This window comes from Pauljensenia sp. UMB6358 (genome assembly GCF_030216865.1).
In the GTDB taxonomy this organism is placed as follows: domain Bacteria; phylum Actinomycetota; class Actinomycetes; order Actinomycetales; family Actinomycetaceae; genus Pauljensenia; species Pauljensenia turicensis_A.
The window spans coordinates 41794-61178 of the sequence record NZ_JASOMS010000005.1 but is presented as its reverse complement, the minus strand read 5'-3'; the positions used below and the strand labels follow the sequence as shown (position 1 = coordinate 61178).

15 protein-coding genes are annotated in these 19385 nt (G+C 57.7%); 14 read left to right on the top strand and 1 reads right to left on the bottom strand.

Going from position 1 to position 19385, the window contains the following annotated elements:
- Positions 1 to 99: 99 nt before the first annotated feature.
- Positions 100 to 4395, top strand: a complete 4296-nt coding sequence (locus QP381_RS04905; RefSeq protein WP_285068007.1) for an InlB B-repeat-containing protein — start codon at positions 100 to 102, stop codon at positions 4393 to 4395.
- A gap of 427 nt (positions 4396 to 4822) precedes the next feature.
- Here the strand turns inward: QP381_RS04905 and QP381_RS04900 are convergent, their stop codons facing one another.
- Positions 4823 to 6076, bottom strand: a complete 1254-nt coding sequence (locus tag QP381_RS04900; RefSeq protein ID WP_285068006.1) for an isochorismate synthase — start codon at positions 6074 to 6076, stop codon at positions 4823 to 4825.
- A 229-nt stretch (positions 6077 to 6305) separates the two neighbouring features.
- Here QP381_RS04900 and QP381_RS04895 point away from each other — a divergent pair, with 229 nt between their 5' ends.
- From QP381_RS04895 to nuoK, 13 genes are all read left to right on the top strand, one after another.
- Positions 6306 to 7025 (top strand): class I SAM-dependent methyltransferase, encoded by a 720-nt coding sequence (locus tag QP381_RS04895; RefSeq protein WP_285068005.1) that lies wholly within the window; start codon positions 6306 to 6308, stop codon positions 7023 to 7025.
- A 248-nt stretch (positions 7026 to 7273) separates the two neighbouring features.
- Positions 7274 to 8554 (top strand): geranylgeranyl reductase family protein, encoded by a 1281-nt coding sequence (locus QP381_RS04890; RefSeq protein WP_006680797.1) that lies wholly within the window; start codon positions 7274 to 7276, stop codon positions 8552 to 8554.
- A gap of 34 nt (positions 8555 to 8588) precedes the next feature.
- On the top strand, positions 8589 to 8948 hold the full coding sequence (gene ndhC, locus QP381_RS04885) for an NADH-quinone oxidoreductase subunit A (protein WP_006680798.1): 360 nt from the start codon (positions 8589 to 8591) through the stop codon (positions 8946 to 8948).
- Positions 8949 to 8965: 17 nt separating this feature from the next.
- On the top strand, positions 8966 to 9520 hold the full coding sequence (locus QP381_RS04880) for an NADH-quinone oxidoreductase subunit B (RefSeq protein WP_006680799.1): 555 nt from the start codon (positions 8966 to 8968) through the stop codon (positions 9518 to 9520).
- Positions 9517 to 10233 (top strand): NADH-quinone oxidoreductase subunit C, encoded by a 717-nt coding sequence (locus tag QP381_RS04875; RefSeq protein ID WP_006680800.1) that lies wholly within the window; start codon positions 9517 to 9519, stop codon positions 10231 to 10233. Before QP381_RS04880 ends, QP381_RS04875 begins: the two co-directional genes overlap by 4 nt.
- A complete protein-coding gene (locus QP381_RS04870) occupies positions 10233 to 11582 on the top strand; it encodes an NADH-quinone oxidoreductase subunit D (protein WP_006680801.1) in 1350 nt (449 codons plus the stop codon). Before QP381_RS04875 ends, QP381_RS04870 begins: the two co-directional genes overlap by 1 nt.
- A complete protein-coding gene (nuoE, locus tag QP381_RS04865) occupies positions 11579 to 12280 on the top strand; it encodes an NADH-quinone oxidoreductase subunit NuoE (RefSeq protein ID WP_006680802.1) in 702 nt (233 codons plus the stop codon). Before QP381_RS04870 ends, nuoE begins: the two co-directional genes overlap by 4 nt.
- Complete coding sequence (gene nuoF / locus QP381_RS04860) at positions 12277 to 13578, top strand: NADH-quinone oxidoreductase subunit NuoF (protein ID WP_103632680.1); 1302 nt, start codon at positions 12277 to 12279, stop codon at positions 13576 to 13578. The genes nuoE and nuoF overlap by 4 nt, the downstream gene beginning before the upstream one ends.
- A complete protein-coding gene (locus tag QP381_RS04855; protein ID WP_285068004.1) occupies positions 13575 to 16139 on the top strand; it encodes an NADH-quinone oxidoreductase subunit G in 2565 nt (854 codons plus the stop codon). The genes nuoF and QP381_RS04855 overlap by 4 nt, the downstream gene beginning before the upstream one ends.
- On the top strand, positions 16136 to 17446 hold the full coding sequence (gene nuoH, locus QP381_RS04850) for an NADH-quinone oxidoreductase subunit NuoH (RefSeq protein WP_179370154.1): 1311 nt from the start codon (positions 16136 to 16138) through the stop codon (positions 17444 to 17446). The genes QP381_RS04855 and nuoH overlap by 4 nt, the downstream gene beginning before the upstream one ends.
- A complete protein-coding gene (nuoI, locus tag QP381_RS04845; protein WP_006680806.1) occupies positions 17439 to 18101 on the top strand; it encodes an NADH-quinone oxidoreductase subunit NuoI in 663 nt (220 codons plus the stop codon). The genes nuoH and nuoI overlap by 8 nt, the downstream gene beginning before the upstream one ends.
- On the top strand, positions 18098 to 19075 hold the full coding sequence (locus tag QP381_RS04840) for an NADH-quinone oxidoreductase subunit J (RefSeq protein ID WP_006680807.1): 978 nt from the start codon (positions 18098 to 18100) through the stop codon (positions 19073 to 19075). Before nuoI ends, QP381_RS04840 begins: the two co-directional genes overlap by 4 nt.
- Positions 19072 to 19371, top strand: coding sequence for an NADH-quinone oxidoreductase subunit NuoK (gene nuoK / locus QP381_RS04835; protein ID WP_006680808.1), 300 nt, complete (start codon positions 19072 to 19074; stop codon positions 19369 to 19371). Before QP381_RS04840 ends, nuoK begins: the two co-directional genes overlap by 4 nt.
- Positions 19372 to 19385 lie beyond the last annotated feature (14 nt).

The following is a 19385-nucleotide window of genomic DNA, read 5'->3' as shown; positions in this document are numbered from 1 at the left end:
TCGACTGGCTCTGGCGAACCAACCGCTTCGTCATCGCTTCCTTCTCAAGCCTCCCCCTCCGATTCAAATAAGATAGCTCAGCCACAGAGGCTTCCTCGTATGGCGCCGGCTACCAAGTCTTTGTCTGACGTCTGGGTGAATGCTGATTCTGGCAGTGATGATAATGCTGGCACTTCTGCAGATGCGCCACTTGCATCGCTGAAAGCTGGTTTAAATGCACTTGGTGACGGCGGAACTTTGCATATCGCAGGCACTTTTACAACCGGCACTCCGCTTACTATCCCAAGTGGTGCACACCTTGACGTGTACTCAGATGCCACCTTTACCGGTTCAAACGGCCAAAATGGCATCATTCTCTCTGCCGGTGCGAAGCTGGGGGCCTCTCATGGCGCTAAGCTCACGATGAGCGGTTTTGCAACTGCTCTCGACATTGCTTCTGGCGCGGAAGTCAATGATGGTATCTACATCCTTGATCGGAACGCGATTGCTTTTAACTTGAAAGGCAAATTCAACGGTTCGTCGCGAGAAGCGCTGACCGTATCTGCCCTAGAGAGCACTGGGCGAGCTTTCACCTATGGGAAAGGTTCTAGCTTTAACAACTGCACGGTGAATGTGCAAGCGAAGGACGAAAAGAGCGAGCAGTACGCTCCGCTTGTGATGAATAATGCGTCGCTCACCACGCGCGGAGTCTGGTACTACCTGAACCCTGAAAAAGACACGTATTCTCTCGATTTGAATAACTCTGACTTGTATGTCTACAAAGCCATTGGTTCTTCTGCATATAAGCAGACGATGGCAATTTTCGGCCAGCTTCGAATCGTCAACGGCTCTACGCTCACTTCTGACGGATCGCGTATTTCTCAGGGTGATCATTCAACCATGGAAGTCACCGACTCCACGATGGTCTTCAAAAACAGCACCGCAGGTGGCTACAACATCAACTACGAGAATTCAAACGCCACGTTTACGAACTCGACTCTCGTCGGTGAAAACCTGCGGTACATTCCACTATTCGGAGCTGGTCGTAACAACCCAGAAGGCCAGTTCATTAAGTTTGTTGGCAACAGCGTTGTCAACACTGCTGCGGTAGATAAAACAGCCGATAATGGTGGTGCGAACGCTCCTGCGCAGTACGTTGTAACCGGTGGCTCGTTCAAGATCGCTTACGATCCGACCTACAACTATAACGTCACTACGCCGACGAACGGTGCCGAGAACGGTAATGAGCGACTGAGCCTGCTGACCTTGGCTGATTCTTCAACGAATGTGTTGAATCCGAAGAACATTAACGGTGACAGGTACACCTATAACGTTGCGCGTGCCTCAGATGATGGTCTCAAACACGTGTGGGTGCCAAGCGCCAAGGTTACCTACGTATTGAACAACTCCAACGCCTCATTCGCAGACGGGTCACAACAGTCCAAGACTGCCACCACAATTCGCGGTTATGCCCTCGACATGATTGCTGGAAATGTGGATCCCGGTACTCCGACCGACGCGAATGGAGTCGAGTTCCTTGGATGGTTCTACAGGGATGACGCTGGTGCGGAACACGAGTTTGATGCTTCATCTGCCGTGGATACGAACCTTGAGGTTTACGCTAAGTGGAATGCAGCGTCGGTGATCTACCACAACAACAACGGTGGCACGAACTTCGTCAGTGCCGTTGCTCCCTCGGCTCAGTCAGCGACTGTTCTGGACTTTGACTCGATCAGCGCTCAAGATTCAACATTTGCTGTTCCAGGAAAGACGTTTAAACATTGGACGACGGATCCTGCAGGGCAGGGCAAGCCGATTGCTCCGGGCGAGACTCTTTCCATTACGGGTGCATCAAGCATCGACTTGTATGCGCAGTACGACGTCAACCTGTATCAGGTTGCATTCTCTGCAAATGGTGGTCGCTTCTCCGATGATTCCGTTTTCAAGACGAATCCAGACGTGTTCACGGTTATTACCGATCCCAACGGTGGCGACGTCGCAGTACTGAAGAAGAAGGCAGAATACGGCGACGAGTTCCGCTCTCTTCTTGGTGCGCTCGACTACAACACGCTTGTGCCGGATCAGAAGGCTCAGAAGAACGGATGGATACTCGGCGACACGACGAATTGGTACACAACCCCCACCGGTGGAAAGAAATATAACTTCAAGGACCGGAAGTCGTGGCTGTTCTCCAGACCAGGCGATAACCCACAAATCACGAAAGATATGACCTTCTACCTCGGATGGAAAGAAGATCCGAAGGTTGACAAGATCGAGAACGATGCTGAAATCCCTGGAGATATCTGGGGTGTCAACCCTGCCGAAAGCTCCAAGGAACAATTTGTTCGCGTTGGTGACACATTCAGCGTGACCGGTGTTATCAACGCAGATTCCATCAAAGATCAGATGAACGTGATTGAATCGTTGTTCCCTGAGGTTACGGGTAGTGATCGTTCTGCGGTCATGATGGATCGAAGCGCTAACAGCGAAAACTCGAAGCTTTCACAGATTGCTTTGACTTCTCCGACATCGACGTTCACTGCAACGTTGACCATGCCAGAGGGCGTCACTATCCCTGAGTCTCCTCAGGTGACTCCGGCAGGTTTGGGTGATGCTTTCGAGGTCACGGACGTGAAGGTTGACGATCGCGACATCACCGTGACCCTGAGCCTGAAAGCGGGAATGACGGATTACGCCAAACTCAAGGCGGCTGTAGAATCTGTTACCCCGATGGCTGATGGCGGTTTAACGCTGACGGTTAATGGTTTGGGTATTGATGGTGACAAGGTTGCCAATGGTGACAAGCTCACGATAAGTGGAAAGGTTACTGGTTCATTCTCGGCAGTTGCTACAAGCCCCGGTGGCACCTCAAAGCTTTTCAAGTTTGCTTGGAATGCGGTGCAAGATGGTTCGACAGGGGATCCGAACTCGAGCAACGTCAAGGCAATTGAGTACACGATCGTCGTAGTGAAGCCGTATCAGGGGATTCTGCCCGCCGATATTCGGGTTGGTGAAGAAACTCAGCATAATGCTGCGTATCCAGTGCGTCGTGGGGAATCGCTCGACTTTGTAGGCGCACTGAATGTTGAGCCTATTAAAGAACAAATGAAGGCAATCGAGGCTCTTTATCCTGGGGTCGCTAATTACGAGAAACTTGGGATTCAGATTCGCAACTTTGCCTTCGAAGCAACCTTCACTATTCCGGAAGGGCTCTCGCTTCCGGCAGAAGTCACGCCACAAGCTCGGGACTTTGGTGAAGGCTTCAAGGTTGAGGAAACATCAGTTCACGGTCGAACCCTTACGGTGAAGATGACGCTGAATAAGGACGTCACGAACTACGCACAGCTGCAAAAGATTGTTATGGATGCTGGTGCGAAGGATCACTGGATGAAGATGGTTATCCCCGGTGTCACGGTTAATTCGGATGCTCCGGCTGGTAAGCAACTGACGGTCTTTGGTGAAATCACCGGCGCGTTCGAAGCGACAGCTACCTCTGAAGCTGGAACGGCTAAGGAATTCAACTTCTCCTGGGGTGCGGAACAGTGGCCTGACGGCAGGGATGCTGTGGCCGATGCTTCGGACAAGTCCATTCGTTTCACAGTCATCACTCCGGAGCAGGCGCTGTTGCCCGCCGACATTCTGGTCAATGGTGATACCGAGAATTCAGCTATCCACATGACCAAGCGCGGAAGCGAATTGAACTTCTCGGCCGACCTTGATGTCAGCGTGATTCAGAAGAAGATGGAAGAGATCGAAAAGAGCAACAACGTGCCCGCGGAGCACTTCGATCGAGTGATGGTGAAGCAGATCGAGAGTGAATTCACGACTCGCATTAGCGTTCCTGAAGAACTTCGAGCAGTCTGGCCGAAGGACAAGACAAGCTACGCCCTGACCGGAACGGATGCTTTTGAGATCTCGGATGTGGCGTATGCAGATGGTGTCGTCACTCTTTCGATGAAGCTTAAGGGCGACTACCCAACGTACAAGGCTTTGCGTCAAGCAATTCATGATGACACGAAGTCGAGCTTGATTCTGACAGTGGCTGGCTTCAAGGTGCCAGACACCGCGCCACTTGACCAGAACATCACCGTGAGTGGCGAGGTTTCTGGATACATGAAGGCGTTGGCGACAGTTGAAGGTAGTCGTTCGGCATCGTTCTCGATGGAATGGGTTTCTGTCCAGAAGGAAGGCGGGCGCGACAAGATCCTTGAGGGAACTGACAGCTCGGCAGTTCAGCTCACCTTGAAGGTCACGAAAGATCCTGCAGTTATCGATGTCAAGCCGCCATCGCCTGCAAAAGTCGCGAAGACGGGTGCTGCGCACATTGGGCTGTCTTTGTACGTGTCGCTAGCTTTCCTTGTTGCAGGTGGCACCATGGTGGCGTCCCAACGACGTACTCGCAAGGAGTTCAACTGATCGACTGGCAGAGCGTTATTCGGTATAGCGTGCTGTACCAGTAGCTGAAGCGTCTGTCAGACGGAACAAGACCCTGGCTTCTGCGGACACATTATGTGCCTGTAGAAGCCAGGGTCTTACTGTCTATCAACCGTTGATTTTGGAGCGGTCTAGGGGTCTCTCTTCTGCTGCAAGTGCGCCGACTGCACTTGGTGCGACAGATGTGTGTCTAAAAGCTCGGATTTGTCGCGTTGGGTGTAGCTGGTGCGGTGAGGAGGCGGGTTTTGTGCTCCGAACTGCACCTGACGCGACACTTTTGCCCTGAATTGTGTGTTTGTGTCGCGTTGGGTGTAGTTGGTGCCGTGCCACGATCCTGACCCTGGCACCAGTTGCATCTGACGCGACGCTCTACCCGCCAAGCGACAAAGTCAGCCGGCCAGAGATGCCCTCACAAGCTGAGTGCCTCCAGCAGTGGCGCCATCTTCTGGCGCGTTTCTGCAAGCTCAATCTCAGGATCAGAATCCGGCATAATTCCGCCACCTGCAAAAATGCGCAGTGTATGCCCGTCGTCTTCAACAAGGCCACAGCGGAGGGCAATGCAGAATTCACCCTCGCCGTCGGCGTCGATCCAACCGACTGGTCCGGAATAGCGTCCGCGCGCGGTTTGCTCGTGAACTTTCAGCAGCTCAAGCGCCTCGAGGCGCGGTGTCCCGCAGACTGCTGCGGTCGGATGTAAAGCGGCGACTGCATCCAACAGGTTCGCATCTGCCAAAGTGGCGTGAATGTCGGAAGCAAAGTGGACGACGTTCGGGAGCTCCAAAATGAAGGGGTCATCGGGTGCGTTGACTTCAGATGCGAGGGGAGCGAGCGCTGAAACAACGGAATCAACCGCCAAAGTGTGTTCGCGACGATCCTTCGCGGATGCGAGCAATTCATCGGTGTGGCCGGCAGGCGCAGTTCCAGCCAAGACTCGCGAACGTAGCTGAGAAACGTGCACGGACGCGAGCATTTCAGGAGTGGCGCCCACAAGGTCATGGACGGCGAAACGCCAGGTCTGCGGGTAGAGCCTATTGAGTCGAGCAAGAAGATACCGCTGGTCAATCGCGGTTTCAGCCCGTACGAGCATGTCGCGCGCCATGACGGCCTTCGCGGCATCCCCAGCCTGGAGGCGCCCCGCGAGTTCTTTGACGCTGGACGCCCATTCGGCTTGCGTCATCCTGCCGGTATCGGTCACGAGGCCGTCCGGCCCGGTCAGTTCGCTGTCCTTAAAACTGGGGCGGAGCTGGGCGAGCACCTCAAGTGGATCACGAGCAGTATCCGAGCAGGACATTGAAACAGCCCAGCGTTCCTTGTTGGTCGCCACGATCACGAATTCGGGGATGCTCAGGTATGAAACAGAGGGGGAAGCGAAACCGTAGGACCCAAAAGCAAGGGGAAGGCTGAGGCCAGTGTGGTCGGCCTCGCCGATTGCGGCACGGCGCACCTGGTCCCACCACGATGCCGAATCGGAAATAGCGGACGGGGTGTTGGATGACCATTCGGCGGCGGTGCCCCAGCCGACCATTGATTGACGCCATCCGAACCACACGAAAGGCGAAACGCCGTCGGGGATCAGTTCAAGCAGCGGCGTGTTTTCCCAGCGGGTGCCTTGAAGTGAGGCTGCACGCACACGCAAAGTGGGAACGGAAAGCTCGGTGGGCATGGGTCAATCTTACCCGTGCGACTTTGCTGGGGTGTGTGCGCCTCACCTGGGTGTGGGTGTGAGGGTGAACCAATGCGGGCGTCTTACTGGTGAGGACGGGCGCGGGGATGCGCGAAGTGTGAACGGGCAGTGCGATGTGGGCGCGGGAGCGGGGATGCGCGAAGTGTGAACGAGCAGTGCGATATGGGTGCAGGTATGACACGAGGGGCCGACGTGGGAAGATAGGGGTATGGAGAATGAACCTTCGGGCGCACTGCGCGCTGACCTCACGAAATCAACCACCGACGTCGCATCGATGTTCGACCGTGTTGCCGAGCGCTATGACCTTATGGATGCGCTGATGACAGGCGGTATGGATCACGTGTGGATGGTCGCGTTGCGCAACGCGGTGAAGCCGGCACCGGGGGAGAGGATCCTTGACCTTGCTGCGGGCACGGGCGCTTCGTCGGCAGCCTTGGCGAAGGGCGGGGCGGAGGTTGTGGCTTGCGACCTGTCCGAAGGCATGATCGAGGTTGGTCGCCAGCGTCACCCCGACATTGAGTTCGTCCAGGGTAATGCGCTTGACCTGCAGTTCGAAGATGGGTCCTTTGATGCGGTGACGATTTCGTGGGGGCTGCGTAATATCCCAGATCCGGCTCGCGCGCTACGTGAGATGGCGCGAGTTGTTCGTCCACGAGGCCGCCTGGTTGTCTGCGAGTTTTCAACCCCGCCGAACGCGGTTTTCCGTAGGCTCTACAACTTCTACCAGTCCACCGTGATGCCGGTGATGGCGAAAGTAATGTCGTCGAATGATGTCGCCTATGACTATCTGATCGAGTCGATTCGTGATTGGCCGGATCAGCAAGATGTTGCTCGAATGATCGCCGCGAACGGCTGGGCCGATGTCCAGTATCGAAACCTTACTGGCGGAATCGCGGCACTGCACCGAGCTGTGAAGCCGTTGTCCTAAGGGCACCACAGATCAATGAGGAGGAAGGCGTACCGAATTAGGTACGTCTTCTTTTTCCGAATTGAATGCATCTTTGTTAACGCTCGCATTTCACTTTTCCCGAAAATCCGCCTTTCTTGAAGAACGGGCGCACTCGTTGGCGCAACAGGCTACGCTTTCAATTCGGATCGCGGTGCAGTGCACACCGCTCCGACTTGCACATCTGCGCAGCCCGTACAGCTGCGCTCACTTTTTTGGGAGGGCTACCAGTGGTCAATGACCTTACTGGCGTAACGGATGCCGACGTCATTATCGTCGGTGCCGGACCTGCGGGTTCCTCCACCGCATATCACCTGGCAAAGCTAGGGATTGACGTCCTCGTCCTTGAAAAAGCAGAGTTTCCGCGCGACAAGATTTGCGGTGACGGCCTGACTCCCGCGGCCGTCCACGAATTGATCGCGATGGGCATGGACATCTCCACGTGGAACCGAAACCGAGGGCTGACCGTCGTCGGCGGAGGACACACGATTTCCCTTGACTGGCCTGATCAGAAGTCGCTTCCGGGCTATGGGATGACGCGCGCACGCATGCAGCTGGACCACGATCTGATCCAGCATGCAGTGCATGCGGGCGCCCGTCTGATGGAGGGAATTACCGTCACCGGCGCACTGACCAGTCCAATGGGTCGCGTGTGCGGTGTGAAGGCAAAGAAGGGGCGCGGTAAAGATGCCGAGGCCTTGGAAATGCGCGCCAAGATGGTTGTCGACTGCGGTGGTGTTTCTGCCAGGCTCGCTACCTCTCTCGGCATCGAAAAGGCGATCAAGCGCCCCATGGGTGTTGCGGCGCGCGCCTACTTCAAGTCGCCTCGTGGCAACGAAGACTACATGGAATCCCAGCTGGAACTCTGGTCGGGCGTGCCCGGGCAATCGGACCTGCTTCCCGGTTACGGCTGGGTCTTTCCCATGGGCGACGGAATCGTCAACGTTGGTTTGGGCTCTGTTGCCTCTACAGCCAATGCGACGCAGCTTCCCTACAAGAAGGTCTTCGAACAGTGGATCGCGAACGTGCCTGAGGAATGGGGATTCACCCCTGAAAATCAGATCGGCCCGCTCCGCTCAGCTGCCCTCCCGATGAGCTTCAATCGCAAGCCACACTACGTGTCGGGCCTCGTACTCGTTGGTGACGCAGGTGGCATGGTGTCTCCGTTTAATGGCGAAGGTATCGCACCGGCTCTGAAGGCGGGTCGCTTCGCTGCCTCGTGCATCGCCCAAGCCTTCTCGCGCACCACGTCGGCAGGCATCGACCGCGCCATGAGCGAATATCCCGAACTTCTCCGCGAAGAATACGGTGGCTACTACCAGCTGGGCCGAGTCTTCGTGGCTCTCATTGAAAATCCGCGAATCATGCAGCTCTGCACCAACAGGGGTCTGCCAATTCCGCGACTTATGACTTTCGTTCACAAGCTACTTTCTGACGGCTATGAACGTAAGGGCGGCGACTTTGATGACCGCCTCATCACAATGTTGACAAAGATGGTGCCGTCCGTATGAACGCCCTTCACTTCTTTCAACCCCGGGAGGAACGATGACGAATCCCTATTTTCCGTTGCTGATTATGGCTGCGGCTGCACTCGTGCTGGCACTTGGTGGCCTTGGCGCATCGGCGATTCTCGGCCCGACGAAGAAGTCTAAGACCAAAGCTGACAACTACGAATGTGGCATTGAACCGACCTCGGGGCACCTTCACGAAGGTCGCTTCCCGGTTCGTTACTACCTGGTCGCCATGACGTTCATCATCTTCGACATTGAAGTCGTCTTCATGTACCCGTGGGCAGTGAGCTTCAGCCAGCTCGGCCTGTTCGGGCTTATTGCAATGCTGACGTTCATCGCGCTCATCACCGTGCCATACGTGTACGAGTGGCGACGCGGTGGCCTGGATTACTGAGGGACAGGAGCAGATAAATGGGTCTTGAAGAAAGCCTGCCCGCTGGCGTTGCGCTGACAAGCATCGAGAAGGTTCTCGGCCTTGCACGCAAGTACAGCCAATGGCCGGTCACCATGGGTCTGGCATGTTGTGCTATTGAAATGATGGCAGCCGGCACACCTCGATTCGATATGTCCCGCTTCGGTCTGGAAGTTTTCCGCGCATCGCCGCGTCACTCGGACATGATGATCGTTTCAGGTCGTGTCAGCCACAAGATGGCTCCCGTTATTCGTCGTGTCTACGACTCTATGCCGGAACCCAAATGGGTTATTTCGATGGGTGCATGCGCATCATCGGGCGGCATGTTCAACAACTACGCCGTCGTTCAGGGATGCGATCACATCGTTCCCGTCGACGTCTACCTGCCTGGGTGCCCGCCCCGTCCCGAGGCCCTGATTCACGCGGTTCTGACACTGCGTGAGCAGATTGGTAAGGAACCGCTCGGCGTTCACCGTCAGGAAATTGCCCGCAAGGCTGAACAGGCAGCTCTCGCTGCAACGCCCACCCACCAGATGAAGGGACTCCTCGCATGAGTGACGAAATCGTCACCCCGGACGACTCCCAAGTCGTAGCCAAAGCCCCACAGCGTGCGTTCGGTGCACCCGAACTGATGACGCGTCGCGAAGGCATGTTCCCCGATACGACCGGATTTTCCGGCCTGGTGAAGGAATCTTTCCTTCCCGGTGAAACGCCACGCCCCTACGGTGGCTGGTTCGACAACACAGTCGACATTCTTGAAGAACTGATCGAAGCCGACGGTCTGAAGGTTGAAGAGGTCATCGAAAAGGTTGTTGTCGACCGCGGTGAACTGACAATCTTCATCGTCCGCGATCATATTGCTCGCGTTGCAAAGTACCTGCGTGACGATGCAGATCTTCGTTTCGAGCTCTGCCTTGGCACGAACGGTGTTCACTACCCGTCAGACGAGGGTCGCGAACTCCACGCGATCTACCCGCTGATGTCGATCACCTACAACCGCAACATTCGTCTTGAGGTCACGTGCCCCGATGGTGACCCGCACATTCCCTCCATCGTTTCTGTCTACCCGGCAAACGACTGGCAGGAACGTGAAACCTGGGATCTCATCGGCATCATCTTCGACGGTCACCCGTCGCTGACTCGTACCGCACTGCCTGACGACTGGGTAGGACACCCCCAGCGCAAGGATTACCCGCTTGGTGGCGTCCCCGTTGAATACAAGGGCGCAACAGTTCCGCCTGCAGACACGCGGAGGTCATACAACTGATGAGCACACCACACTTCCACGCGGCGGCTTCTTCAGCCCCGCTGAATATGGACGAAGTTCCCGAGGTCATGACTCAGGGTGGCGACTGGAAGGACGTTCTGAACGAAATCGAAAAGATTTCCTCCGAGCGCATCGTCGTTAACCTTGGCCCGGTTCACCCGGCAACCCATGGCGTTCTGCGTCTGATCCTCGAACTCGACGGTGAAACTGTTCGCGAAACCCGCGTTGACACCGGCTACCTTCATACCGGCATTGAGAAGACGATGGAATACCGTACGTGGACGCAGGGCGTGACGCTCTGTACCCGTATGGACTACGTTGCCCCGATCTTCCAGGAAGCCGTCTACTGCCTCGGCGTTGAAAAGCTCCTGGGCATCACGGATGACATTCCGGAGCGCGCGAACCTGATTCGCATCATGATGATGGAGCTCTGCCGCATTGCCTCGCATCTCGTCGCTATCGGTTCGACCGGTAACGAAATGGGTGCAACGACGATCATGACGATCGCATTCCGCGGTCGTGAAGAGATCCTCCGCATCTTTGAACGCATCACCGGCCTGCGTATGAACAATGCGTACATCCGCCCCGGTGGTGTCGCACAGGACATTGGCGAAGGCACCGTTGACTACATCCGTGAGCTTCTTCCGAAGGCTCGTCGCGATATCGGCGAGCTCGAAGACCTGACGAAGCAGAACCCGATCTTCAAGAAGCGTCTGTGCGACGTGGCCGTCATGCCACTGTCCGCTCTGATGGCTCTTGGCACGACCGGCCCGGGCGTCCGCGCCGCTGGCTTGCCACTCGACCTTCGTAAGTCCCAGCCCTACTGTGGTTACGAACAGTTCGAGTTCGACATTCCGACGCGCGACAAGTCAGACGTCTACAACCGTGTCATGGTTCGTTTCGACGAGTGCTACGAGTCTCTGCGCATCATCTACCAGGTCCTCGATCGTCTTGAGAAGTGCGAAGGTGCTCCCGTGATGGTCGCGGATCCGGCGATTGCGTGGCCCGCACAGCTGTCGGTGGCAACCGACGGTCAGGGCAACTCGTTGCAGCACATCTCCGAGATCATGGGCTCCTCGATGGAATCCCTGATCCACCACTTCAAGCTTGTGACCGAAGGTTTCAAGGTCCCCGCTGGTCAGGTGTACCAGCAGGTTGAGCACGCAAAGGGCATCATCGGTGTTCACCTCGTTTCTGACGGGGGCACCCGCCCGTTCCGCGCCCACTTCCGTGACCCCTCGTTCGCAAACCTTCAAGCCATGGCAATGATGACCGAAGGTGGCCAGCTGGCCGACGTCGTCGTTGCACTTGCTGCCATCGACCCGGTGCTGGGAGGCGTTGACCGATGAGCTACACGCAGGAAGTTGAAGCCCGCCTGAGGGCTGAATCCGCAGAAATTATTGGCCGTTACCCGACAGGGCACGCACGTTCGGCTCTTCTTCCGATGCTGCACCTGGTGCAGTCCGAAGACGGCTACGTCAGCCCCGACGGTATCGCCCTGGTCGCCGACATTCTGGGCTTGTCGCGTCCAGAGGTCAGTGCCGTTGCAACGTTCTACACGCAGTACAAGCGTCACCCCAACGGTGACTACTTGGTTGGTGTGTGCACGAACGCGCTCTGCGCAGTTATGGGTGGCGACGCGATTTGGGATGCTGTTTCTGAGCACGTTGGTGTGGGAAGCGACGAAACCAACGAATCTGGTCGCATCACCCTTGAGCGCATCGAATGCAACGCGGCCTGCGATTATGCGCCGGTTGTCATGGTCAACTGGGAGTTCTTCGACAATCAGACGCCCGAATCGGCACTTGCTCTGGTCGATGACCTCGAAGCTGGTCGCCCCGTCCACCCGACGCGTGGCGCTGCGGTTGCCCCGACCTTCAAGGAAGTTGAGCACACACTCGCAGGCTTCCTTGATGGCCATGAAAACGAAGGTCCGTCCGCCGGTGAGCCGTCCCTGCTGGGTTGCAAGCTCGCCGCGGAAAATGGGTGGACCGAGCCGGTTGCTGTTGCTGGCACCGAAGGTGAGCAGGGAGGCGAACAGGCATGACAACATTTGTAGCTCCTGGGCCCCTCACGCCGATCGTTACGAACGGTTGGGGTGAAGACCAGTCGTGGACTCTCGCTTCGTACCTGAAGCGCGGTGGCTACGAGGGTCTGAAGAAGGCCAACACTCTTGAAGCGGGCGACATCGTCCAGATCGTGAAGGACTCCGGTCTTCGCGGTCGTGGTGGCGCAGGCTTCCCGACGGGCCTCAAGTGGTCTTTCCTTCCACCAGATGACGGCAAGCCTCGCTACCTCGTTGTCAACGCTGACGAGTCCGAGCCGGGTACGTGCAAGGACATCCCGACCATCATGGCGAACCCGCATGTTCTGGTTGAAGGCATCGCGATTACCAGTCGCGCCATCAACTGCAGGCACGCGTTCGTTTACCTGCGTGGTGAGGTCGTCCACGTATACCGTCGTCTGCTGAACGCTATTAAAGAGGCAACCGATGCCGGTCTGCTCGGCGATCTGAAGATCACCGCTCACGCTGGTGCTGGCGCCTATATTTGCGGTGAGGAAACAGCGCTCCTCGATTCGCTCGAGGGCCGTCGTGGCCACCCGCGTTTGAAGCCACCGTTCCCGGCAGTCGCAGGTCTGTACGCCCGCCCGACCGTTGTGAACAACGTTGAGTCGATCTCTCAGGTCGTTGGTGTCTTCCGCAATTCGCCGGAATGGTACGCATCGATGGGCACGGAAAAGTCGAAGGGGCACGGCATCTTCTCCGTTTCCGGCCACGTGAACAATCCGGGTCAGTTCGAGGCTCCGTTCGGTATCACGATGCGTGAACTGATCGAGATGGCCGGCGGTATCCGTGATGGTCATCAGCTGAAGTTCTGGACTCCCGGTGGCTCCTCCACCCCGATCTTCACCGAAGCTGAACTTGATACCCCGCTCGACTACGAGTCGGTCGGCGCTGCAGGTTCGATGCTCGGTACCCGAGCCCTGCAGGTCTTTGACGAGACCGTGTCGGTGGTTCGCGTGGTCACTCGCTGGATCGAGTTCTACCAGCACGAATCCTGCGGTAAGTGCACGCCCTGCCGTGAAGGTACGTACTGGCTCAAGCAGATCATGTACCGCCTCGAAAAGGGCCAGGGGCTTCCCGGAGACGTTGACCTGCTGGGCGAGATCGCGAACAACATTGCCGGCCGTAGCTTCTGCGCCCTTGGCGATGCTGCTGCAACGCCGGTCAAGTCGGGTATTCAGCGATTCCGCGAAGAGTTCGAAGCCGGTCTGACTACTCCGGCCAATGAGCTCTTCCCCTACGAGGCATCCGCCATCTACGCCAGAGGAGGTGTCCGATGAGCGACGCTCCCAACATGGTTGATGTCGTCATTGATGATGTCACTGTCGCCGTCCCGCAGGGCACGCTTGTTATTCGTGCAGCAGAGCAGGCCGGAATTCGTATTCCGCGCTTCTGCGACCATCCGCTTCTGGCACCGGTTGCTGCGTGCCGTCAGTGTTTGGTCGAGGTCGGTATGCCCGATCGCAACACCGGCGAGCTTCGTTTCATGCCGAAGCCTCAGCCGTCATGCGCACAGACCGTCACTCCCGGAATGGTCGTCAAGACTCAGTTCACATCCGAGGTCGCCAAGAAGGCACAGCATGGCGTGATGGAGTTCCTGCTGATCAACCACCCGCTGGACTGTCCGATCTGCGATAAGGGTGGCGAGTGCCCCCTGCAGAACCAGGCAATGACCGATGGTCGCGCAAAGTCCCGTTTCGCCGATGCGAAGCGCACCTACCGCAAGCCGTTGCGTCTGACCAGCCAAATCCTGCTCGACCGCGATCGTTGTATTCTCTGCCAGCGTTGCGTGCGCTTCGGTAAGGAAATCTCCGGCGACGTGTTCATCGACCTGCAGGGTCGCGGTGGTGGTACGGCTCCGACCGACGACCACTACTTCATGGCAGAACAGATCGGCGCGTTCGACACGACTGCTCTGGACTTCCACAACCCGAAGCCGAAGAACCTGGGTAACGCCGGAATCTCCGGTCCCTACGGTGATGCGGGCATCATTGGTTCGGCAAACTCTGGTGACCTGACCGAAGCTGATCTTGATCAGACCGGTCGCCAGTTTGCGTCCTACTTCTCGGGCAACATCATTCAAATCTGCCCGGTTGGTGCACTGACCGCTTCCTCGTACCGCTTCCGCGCCCGCCCGTTCGACCTCGTGTCGACCGCGTCGGTCGCCGAGCATGATGCTTCCGGTTCTGCACTCCGCGTCGATATCCGTCGCGGTGAGGTTGTCCGTCGTATGGCCGGCAACGATCCGGAGGTCAACGAAGAGTGGATCACCGATAAGGATCGCTTCGCTTTCGAGTGGGACAAGCAGGATCGCCTGGTCACCCCGCTGGTTCGCGAAGACGGCATACTGGTTCCGACCTCGTGGTCGGATGCTCTTGACCGTGTCCGTAAGGGTCTCGAAGCTGCGGATCAGACGGGCTTCCTGCCCGGCGGTCGCCTGAGTTTCGAAGATGCCTGGGCATGGAGCAAGTTCGCTCGCACCGTCATCGGCTCCGATTCGATCGACGCTCGCGTTCGCACGATTTCCGCTGAAGAGACCTCGTTCTTGGCTTCGAAGGTTGCTGGTACTGGTCTTGGCGTCACCTACACCGACCTTGAAAATGCGGGGCAAGTCCTGCTGGTCGGCCTCGAACCTGAAGATGAAGCGGGCGCGATCTTCCTGCGCCTGCGCAAGGGTGTTCGTAAGGGTGGCGTGAAGGTTGCGACGGTTGCTCCGTTCACCACGAACGGTAGTGCGAAGATGAGCGCGACTCTGTTGCGTGCCGCTCCTGGCACCGAGCCTGAGGTTGTTGCTTCGATTGCTGAGGGCAAACAGAACGCAGAGCTTGCAGCCGCACTGAACGGTGGCGTCATCTTGGTAGGTGAGCGCGCAGCTCGCATCCCGGGCCTGCTTTCCGCGGTTGTCGAATTGGCTGAGCGTACGGGTGCTCGTTTGCAGTGGGTGCCTCGCCGTAACGGTGATCGCGCCGCAGTCGAAGCCGGCCTGCTACCGGGCGTGTTGCCCTTCGGTCGTCAACTGGGCGACGAGGCCGCGCAGGCTTCACTCGGCTGGAAGTCCTATCCGAAGGGCGCGGGCCTGGATGCTGACGCTCAGCTTGCAGGTGCCCTCGAAGGCTCGGTTCAGGCACTGGTCGTCGGTGGCGTTGACTACCGCGACTTCACCGATCCGGCTCTTGCGCTTCGCGCTTTTGAAACGGTTCCGTTCCTGGTGAGCCTTGAGGTTCGTTCCTCTGAGATCACCGAGCTGGCCGACGTTGTTCTTCCGGTTGCTCCACAGTTGGAAAAGAACGGCACGTCGATCAACTGGGAAGGTCGTCTGCGCCCCTACGGTCAGGCTGTTTCCGCTCGTTCGCTGACCGACCGCGATGTTCTGGTCAAGCTGGCCGAGGAATTTGGCGAGGATCTTGGCATTCTGACGCTGACCGACCTATACGACGAGGTCAACGCCATCAGTACCTGGGACGGCGCTCGTGCCGAGTTCATGCCGGTTGCCCCGCAGGCTCCTCAAGCAGTTGGTGCTGGTCAGGCAGTTCTCGCAACGCACAAGCCGATGCTTGATGCCGGCCGTCTGCAAGATGGTGCGCCGTGGCTCGCTGGTTCTGCTCGTCGCGTGATCGCATTCGCTTCGCAGGCAACGCTGACAGGTGCCGGCGTGAATGCAGGTGAAGCCCTGACGCTTTCCACTGAACGCGGTTCCATCACATTGCCCGCGCAAATCGCGGACCTTCCCGACAACGTCGTGTGGGTTCCCGAATGCTCGCAGGGTTCTTCAGTCCATCAGTCGCTGGGTGACGCAGGTTGCCTCGTGGCTCTCAGCGCTACTGGGGAGGTGGCCCGGTGAAACTCTTGCTCAGTGCGGTGCCTGATTACACCGCAGCAGATTTCTCGCAGGAAACATGGTGGCTGACGCTCATCAAGGCCGTCTTCATCATCGTTTACCTGATCCTGAACGTTCTTCTTGCCCTCTGGGTTGAGCGTCGTGGCCTCGGCCGCATGCAGACCCGTCCGGGTCCGAACGTGGCCGGCCCGCTCGGTTTGCTCCAGGCAATCGCGGATGCAGGCAAGCTTCTGTTCAAGGAAGACATGTGGACTCGCGGAGCCGATAAGTTCTTGTACTTCATCGCTCCGGCCATCGCAGCATTCAGCGCGTTCAGCGTCTTTGCTGTGATTCCGATGGGTCCGAACGTTAACCTGTTCGGCCACTCCAGCCCGCTTCAGCTGGCTGATATGCCGGTCGCAACGCTCTACATCCTGGCAATCACCTCGCTTGGCCTGTACGGCGTTGTCCTCGGCGGTTGGTCAACCCGTTCGACGCTTCCGCTCTACGGTGCGGTTCGTTCGTCCGCCCAGGTGATTTCATACGAACTCGCAATGGGTATGGCGCTTGTTTCCGTGTTCCTCATGTCGGGCACGATGTCGACCTCGCAGATCGTTGCTTCTCAAGGCCAGGTCTGGTGGGCATTTGCGCTGATCCCAGCGTTCGTTGTCTACTGCATCTCGGCTACCGGTGAAGTCAACCGTCTGCCCTTCGACCTCCCCGAAGCTGAAGGTGAACTCGTCGCCGGTCACATGACCGAATACTCGTCCATGAAGTTCGGCTGGTACTACCTATCCGAATACGTGAACATGCTCAACGTTTCCGCGGTTGCCACCACGATGTTCTTCGGTGGGTGGCACGCGCCGTGGCCACTGTCGCACGTACCGGTCATCAACGACGGCTGGTTCGGTATGCTCTGGTTCTTCCTCAAGATGTGGTTCTTCATGTTCCTCCTCATCTGGACCCGTGCAACGCTGCTCCGCTTCCGTTACGACCAGTTCATGAGCTTCGGCTGGAAGTGGCTGATGCCGATCGCTCTGGTCTGGCTGGTTGCCGTCGCCGTCGTTCGTGGCATCACCGAATGGGTTGAGGTTTCCCTGCCAGTCCTTGGCGTATCGATTGTCATCCTCTTCGCAATCATCATGCTGATTATGTGGGTCACGGATAAGGGCGAGCCTGAACCGGCCCCCAAGCCTGCAGATATGGAATACACCGGCTTCGCTGATGGCTTCCCGATCCCGCCACTTCCCGGTCAGAGTCCGGTTGAGTCCCCGCGCGCCGGCCGTGCGCCGGTCGTGGCGACTGCCTCGAAGGAGGACACCGATGAGTAAGAAGAACGATTCGAAGAATGAGGAAATGCGCTTCGAGCATGACCCGAAGGGGCCGATCGGCGAATTCTTTGCTCCGATCGCCGGCTACGGCGTCACCATCTCGTCTTTCTTCCGTCCGACCGTCACCGAGCAGTACCCGCGCGAACCCGCGCGCGTCATGCCTCGTTTCCACGGTCGTCACCAGCTGAACCGCTACGCAGATGGTTTGGAAAAGTGCATTGGCTGCGAGCTTTGCGCGTGGGCATGCCCCGCTGACGCTATCCTCGTTGAAGCAGCATCGAATACTCCCGAGGCGCAGTACAGCCCCGGCGAGCGTTTCGGCAACGTCTACCAGATCAACTACTTGCGTTGTATCTTCTGCGGTATGTGCATCGAAGCTTGCCCGACTCGTGCTCTGACGATGAGCAATGACTTCGAGCTCGCCACCTACACTCGCGCAGATGATATTTACGAAAAGCAGGATCTGCTTGTTCCTCTTTCCGATGGAATGCTCGCTCCGCCTCACCCGATGGTCGAGGGGCTGAACGATGGCGATTACTACCGCGGTGCGGTCAGTGGTGCCACCCAGTCCCAGATTGATTGGGTGAAGGAACACCGTCCTGAGGATCCGAGCCTTGCCAACGCGCGCGTGGTGGCAAAGGAGGAAGTCCGATGAATCTACTGGGTACATGGCCCGAGATGGCATCTACCGGCGAAGCCGTGCTGTTCGCATGCACCGCAATCGTCATGGTGGTGTGCGCACTGGGTGTCCTGTTCTTTAAAAAGGCCGCATACGCCGCTATCTCGATGGTCGGCGTCATGCTGGGGCTTGCAGTTCTCTACTTGACGCAACAGGCACCGTTCCTCGGTGTTGTGCAGATCGTCGTCTACACCGGCGCAATCATGATGCTCTTCCTGTTCGTCATCATGATGATTGGCATCGGTGCCACCGATGACTACGCAACGCAGTCACGCGGTTCGATTATTGCAGCAGTCATCGCGGGGCTTGGCCTTGCAGTGATCATCGCTGCCACCCTCGGCCACACGAAGTTCACGGCTGACGCAAAGGGCCTCGTCCCCGCTGACCCGTACTCGAATGAGCCGATCGAATCCCTCGCAACGACGCTCTTCTCGCAGCACTGGCTGACGATGGAGGTTGCGGGCGCACTGCTCATCACCGCCGCAATCGGCGCAATGCTACTGACGCACTCCGACAACCTCGGCCCGAAGATTTCGCAGGAAGAAACCGCAAAGGCCAAGATGCGCGCATTTGCCGAATCCGGCCGACGCATCGGTCAGCTTCCGGCACCTGGCGTCTACGCACACAGCAACGCTGCTGACGTCCCGGCCATCTCCGGTGAAACCCTCGGCCCGGTCGAAGAATCCGTCCCGCGCGTGATTCGTGTTCGTGGCTTGGAACGTTCTATCGATCAGGTCGACCACGACGTCGCACAGTCGCTCATGCTCGCCCGTACCGGCGATACCATCGACTCGCCGTTTGCACAGTTTGCATCGCAGACCGTCGAGCGTTCGGGCTCGTGGGGTATGCCTGGCCCGGCAGCGCCCACCGGCCTTGATCAGCCGGTCGGTCCCGCCGGTGTGGCTGACGCTGAAGCACCCGCACAAACCAAGGAAGAGGAGGAGAAGTGAGTCTGGCTTGGTACCTCCTGCTTGCGGGAGTGCTCTTCTCAATCGGCGCTGTTACCGTTCTGGTTCGTCGCTCCGCCATCATTTCCCTGATGGGCGTTGAGCTCATGCTGAACTCCGCGAACCTGGTGTTCGTCACCTTCGCGCGAATCTTCGGCGATGTGAACGGTGAAATTATGGCGTTCTTCGTCATGATCGTCGCGGCCGCTGAAGTCGTGGTCGGTCTGGCGATCATCGTGTCCATCTTCAAGTCACGGTCGACAACGAGCGTTGACGATATCAACCTGCTGAAGAACTGAGGGAGGAAAACAGA

Excerpts from the sequence above, each read along its gene's own strand:
- nuoE (WP_006680802.1), top strand. The coding sequence starts at position 11,579 with ATGAGCTACACGCAGGAAGTTGAAGCCCGCCTGAGGGCTGAATCCGCA.
- ndhC (WP_006680798.1), top strand. The coding sequence starts at position 8,589 with ATGACGAATCCCTATTTTCCGTTGCTGATTATGGCTGCGGCTGCACTC.
- QP381_RS04900 (WP_285068006.1), bottom strand. The coding sequence starts at position 6,076 with ATGCCCACCGAGCTTTCCGTTCCCACTTTGCGTGTGCGTGCAGCCTCA.
- nuoI (WP_006680806.1), top strand. The coding sequence starts at position 17,439 with ATGAGTAAGAAGAACGATTCGAAGAATGAGGAAATGCGCTTCGAGCAT.
- QP381_RS04870 (WP_006680801.1), top strand. The coding sequence starts at position 10,233 with ATGAGCACACCACACTTCCACGCGGCGGCTTCTTCAGCCCCGCTGAAT.
- QP381_RS04875 (WP_006680800.1), top strand. The coding sequence starts at position 9,517 with ATGAGTGACGAAATCGTCACCCCGGACGACTCCCAAGTCGTAGCCAAA.
- QP381_RS04840 (WP_006680807.1), top strand. The coding sequence starts at position 18,098 with ATGAATCTACTGGGTACATGGCCCGAGATGGCATCTACCGGCGAAGCC.
- QP381_RS04895 (WP_285068005.1), top strand. The coding sequence starts at position 6,306 with ATGGAGAATGAACCTTCGGGCGCACTGCGCGCTGACCTCACGAAATCA.
- QP381_RS04855 (WP_285068004.1), top strand. The coding sequence starts at position 13,575 with ATGAGCGACGCTCCCAACATGGTTGATGTCGTCATTGATGATGTCACT.
- QP381_RS04905 (WP_285068007.1), top strand. The coding sequence starts at position 100 with ATGGCGCCGGCTACCAAGTCTTTGTCTGACGTCTGGGTGAATGCTGAT.
- nuoF (WP_103632680.1), top strand. The coding sequence starts at position 12,277 with ATGACAACATTTGTAGCTCCTGGGCCCCTCACGCCGATCGTTACGAAC.
- QP381_RS04880 (WP_006680799.1), top strand. The coding sequence starts at position 8,966 with ATGGGTCTTGAAGAAAGCCTGCCCGCTGGCGTTGCGCTGACAAGCATC.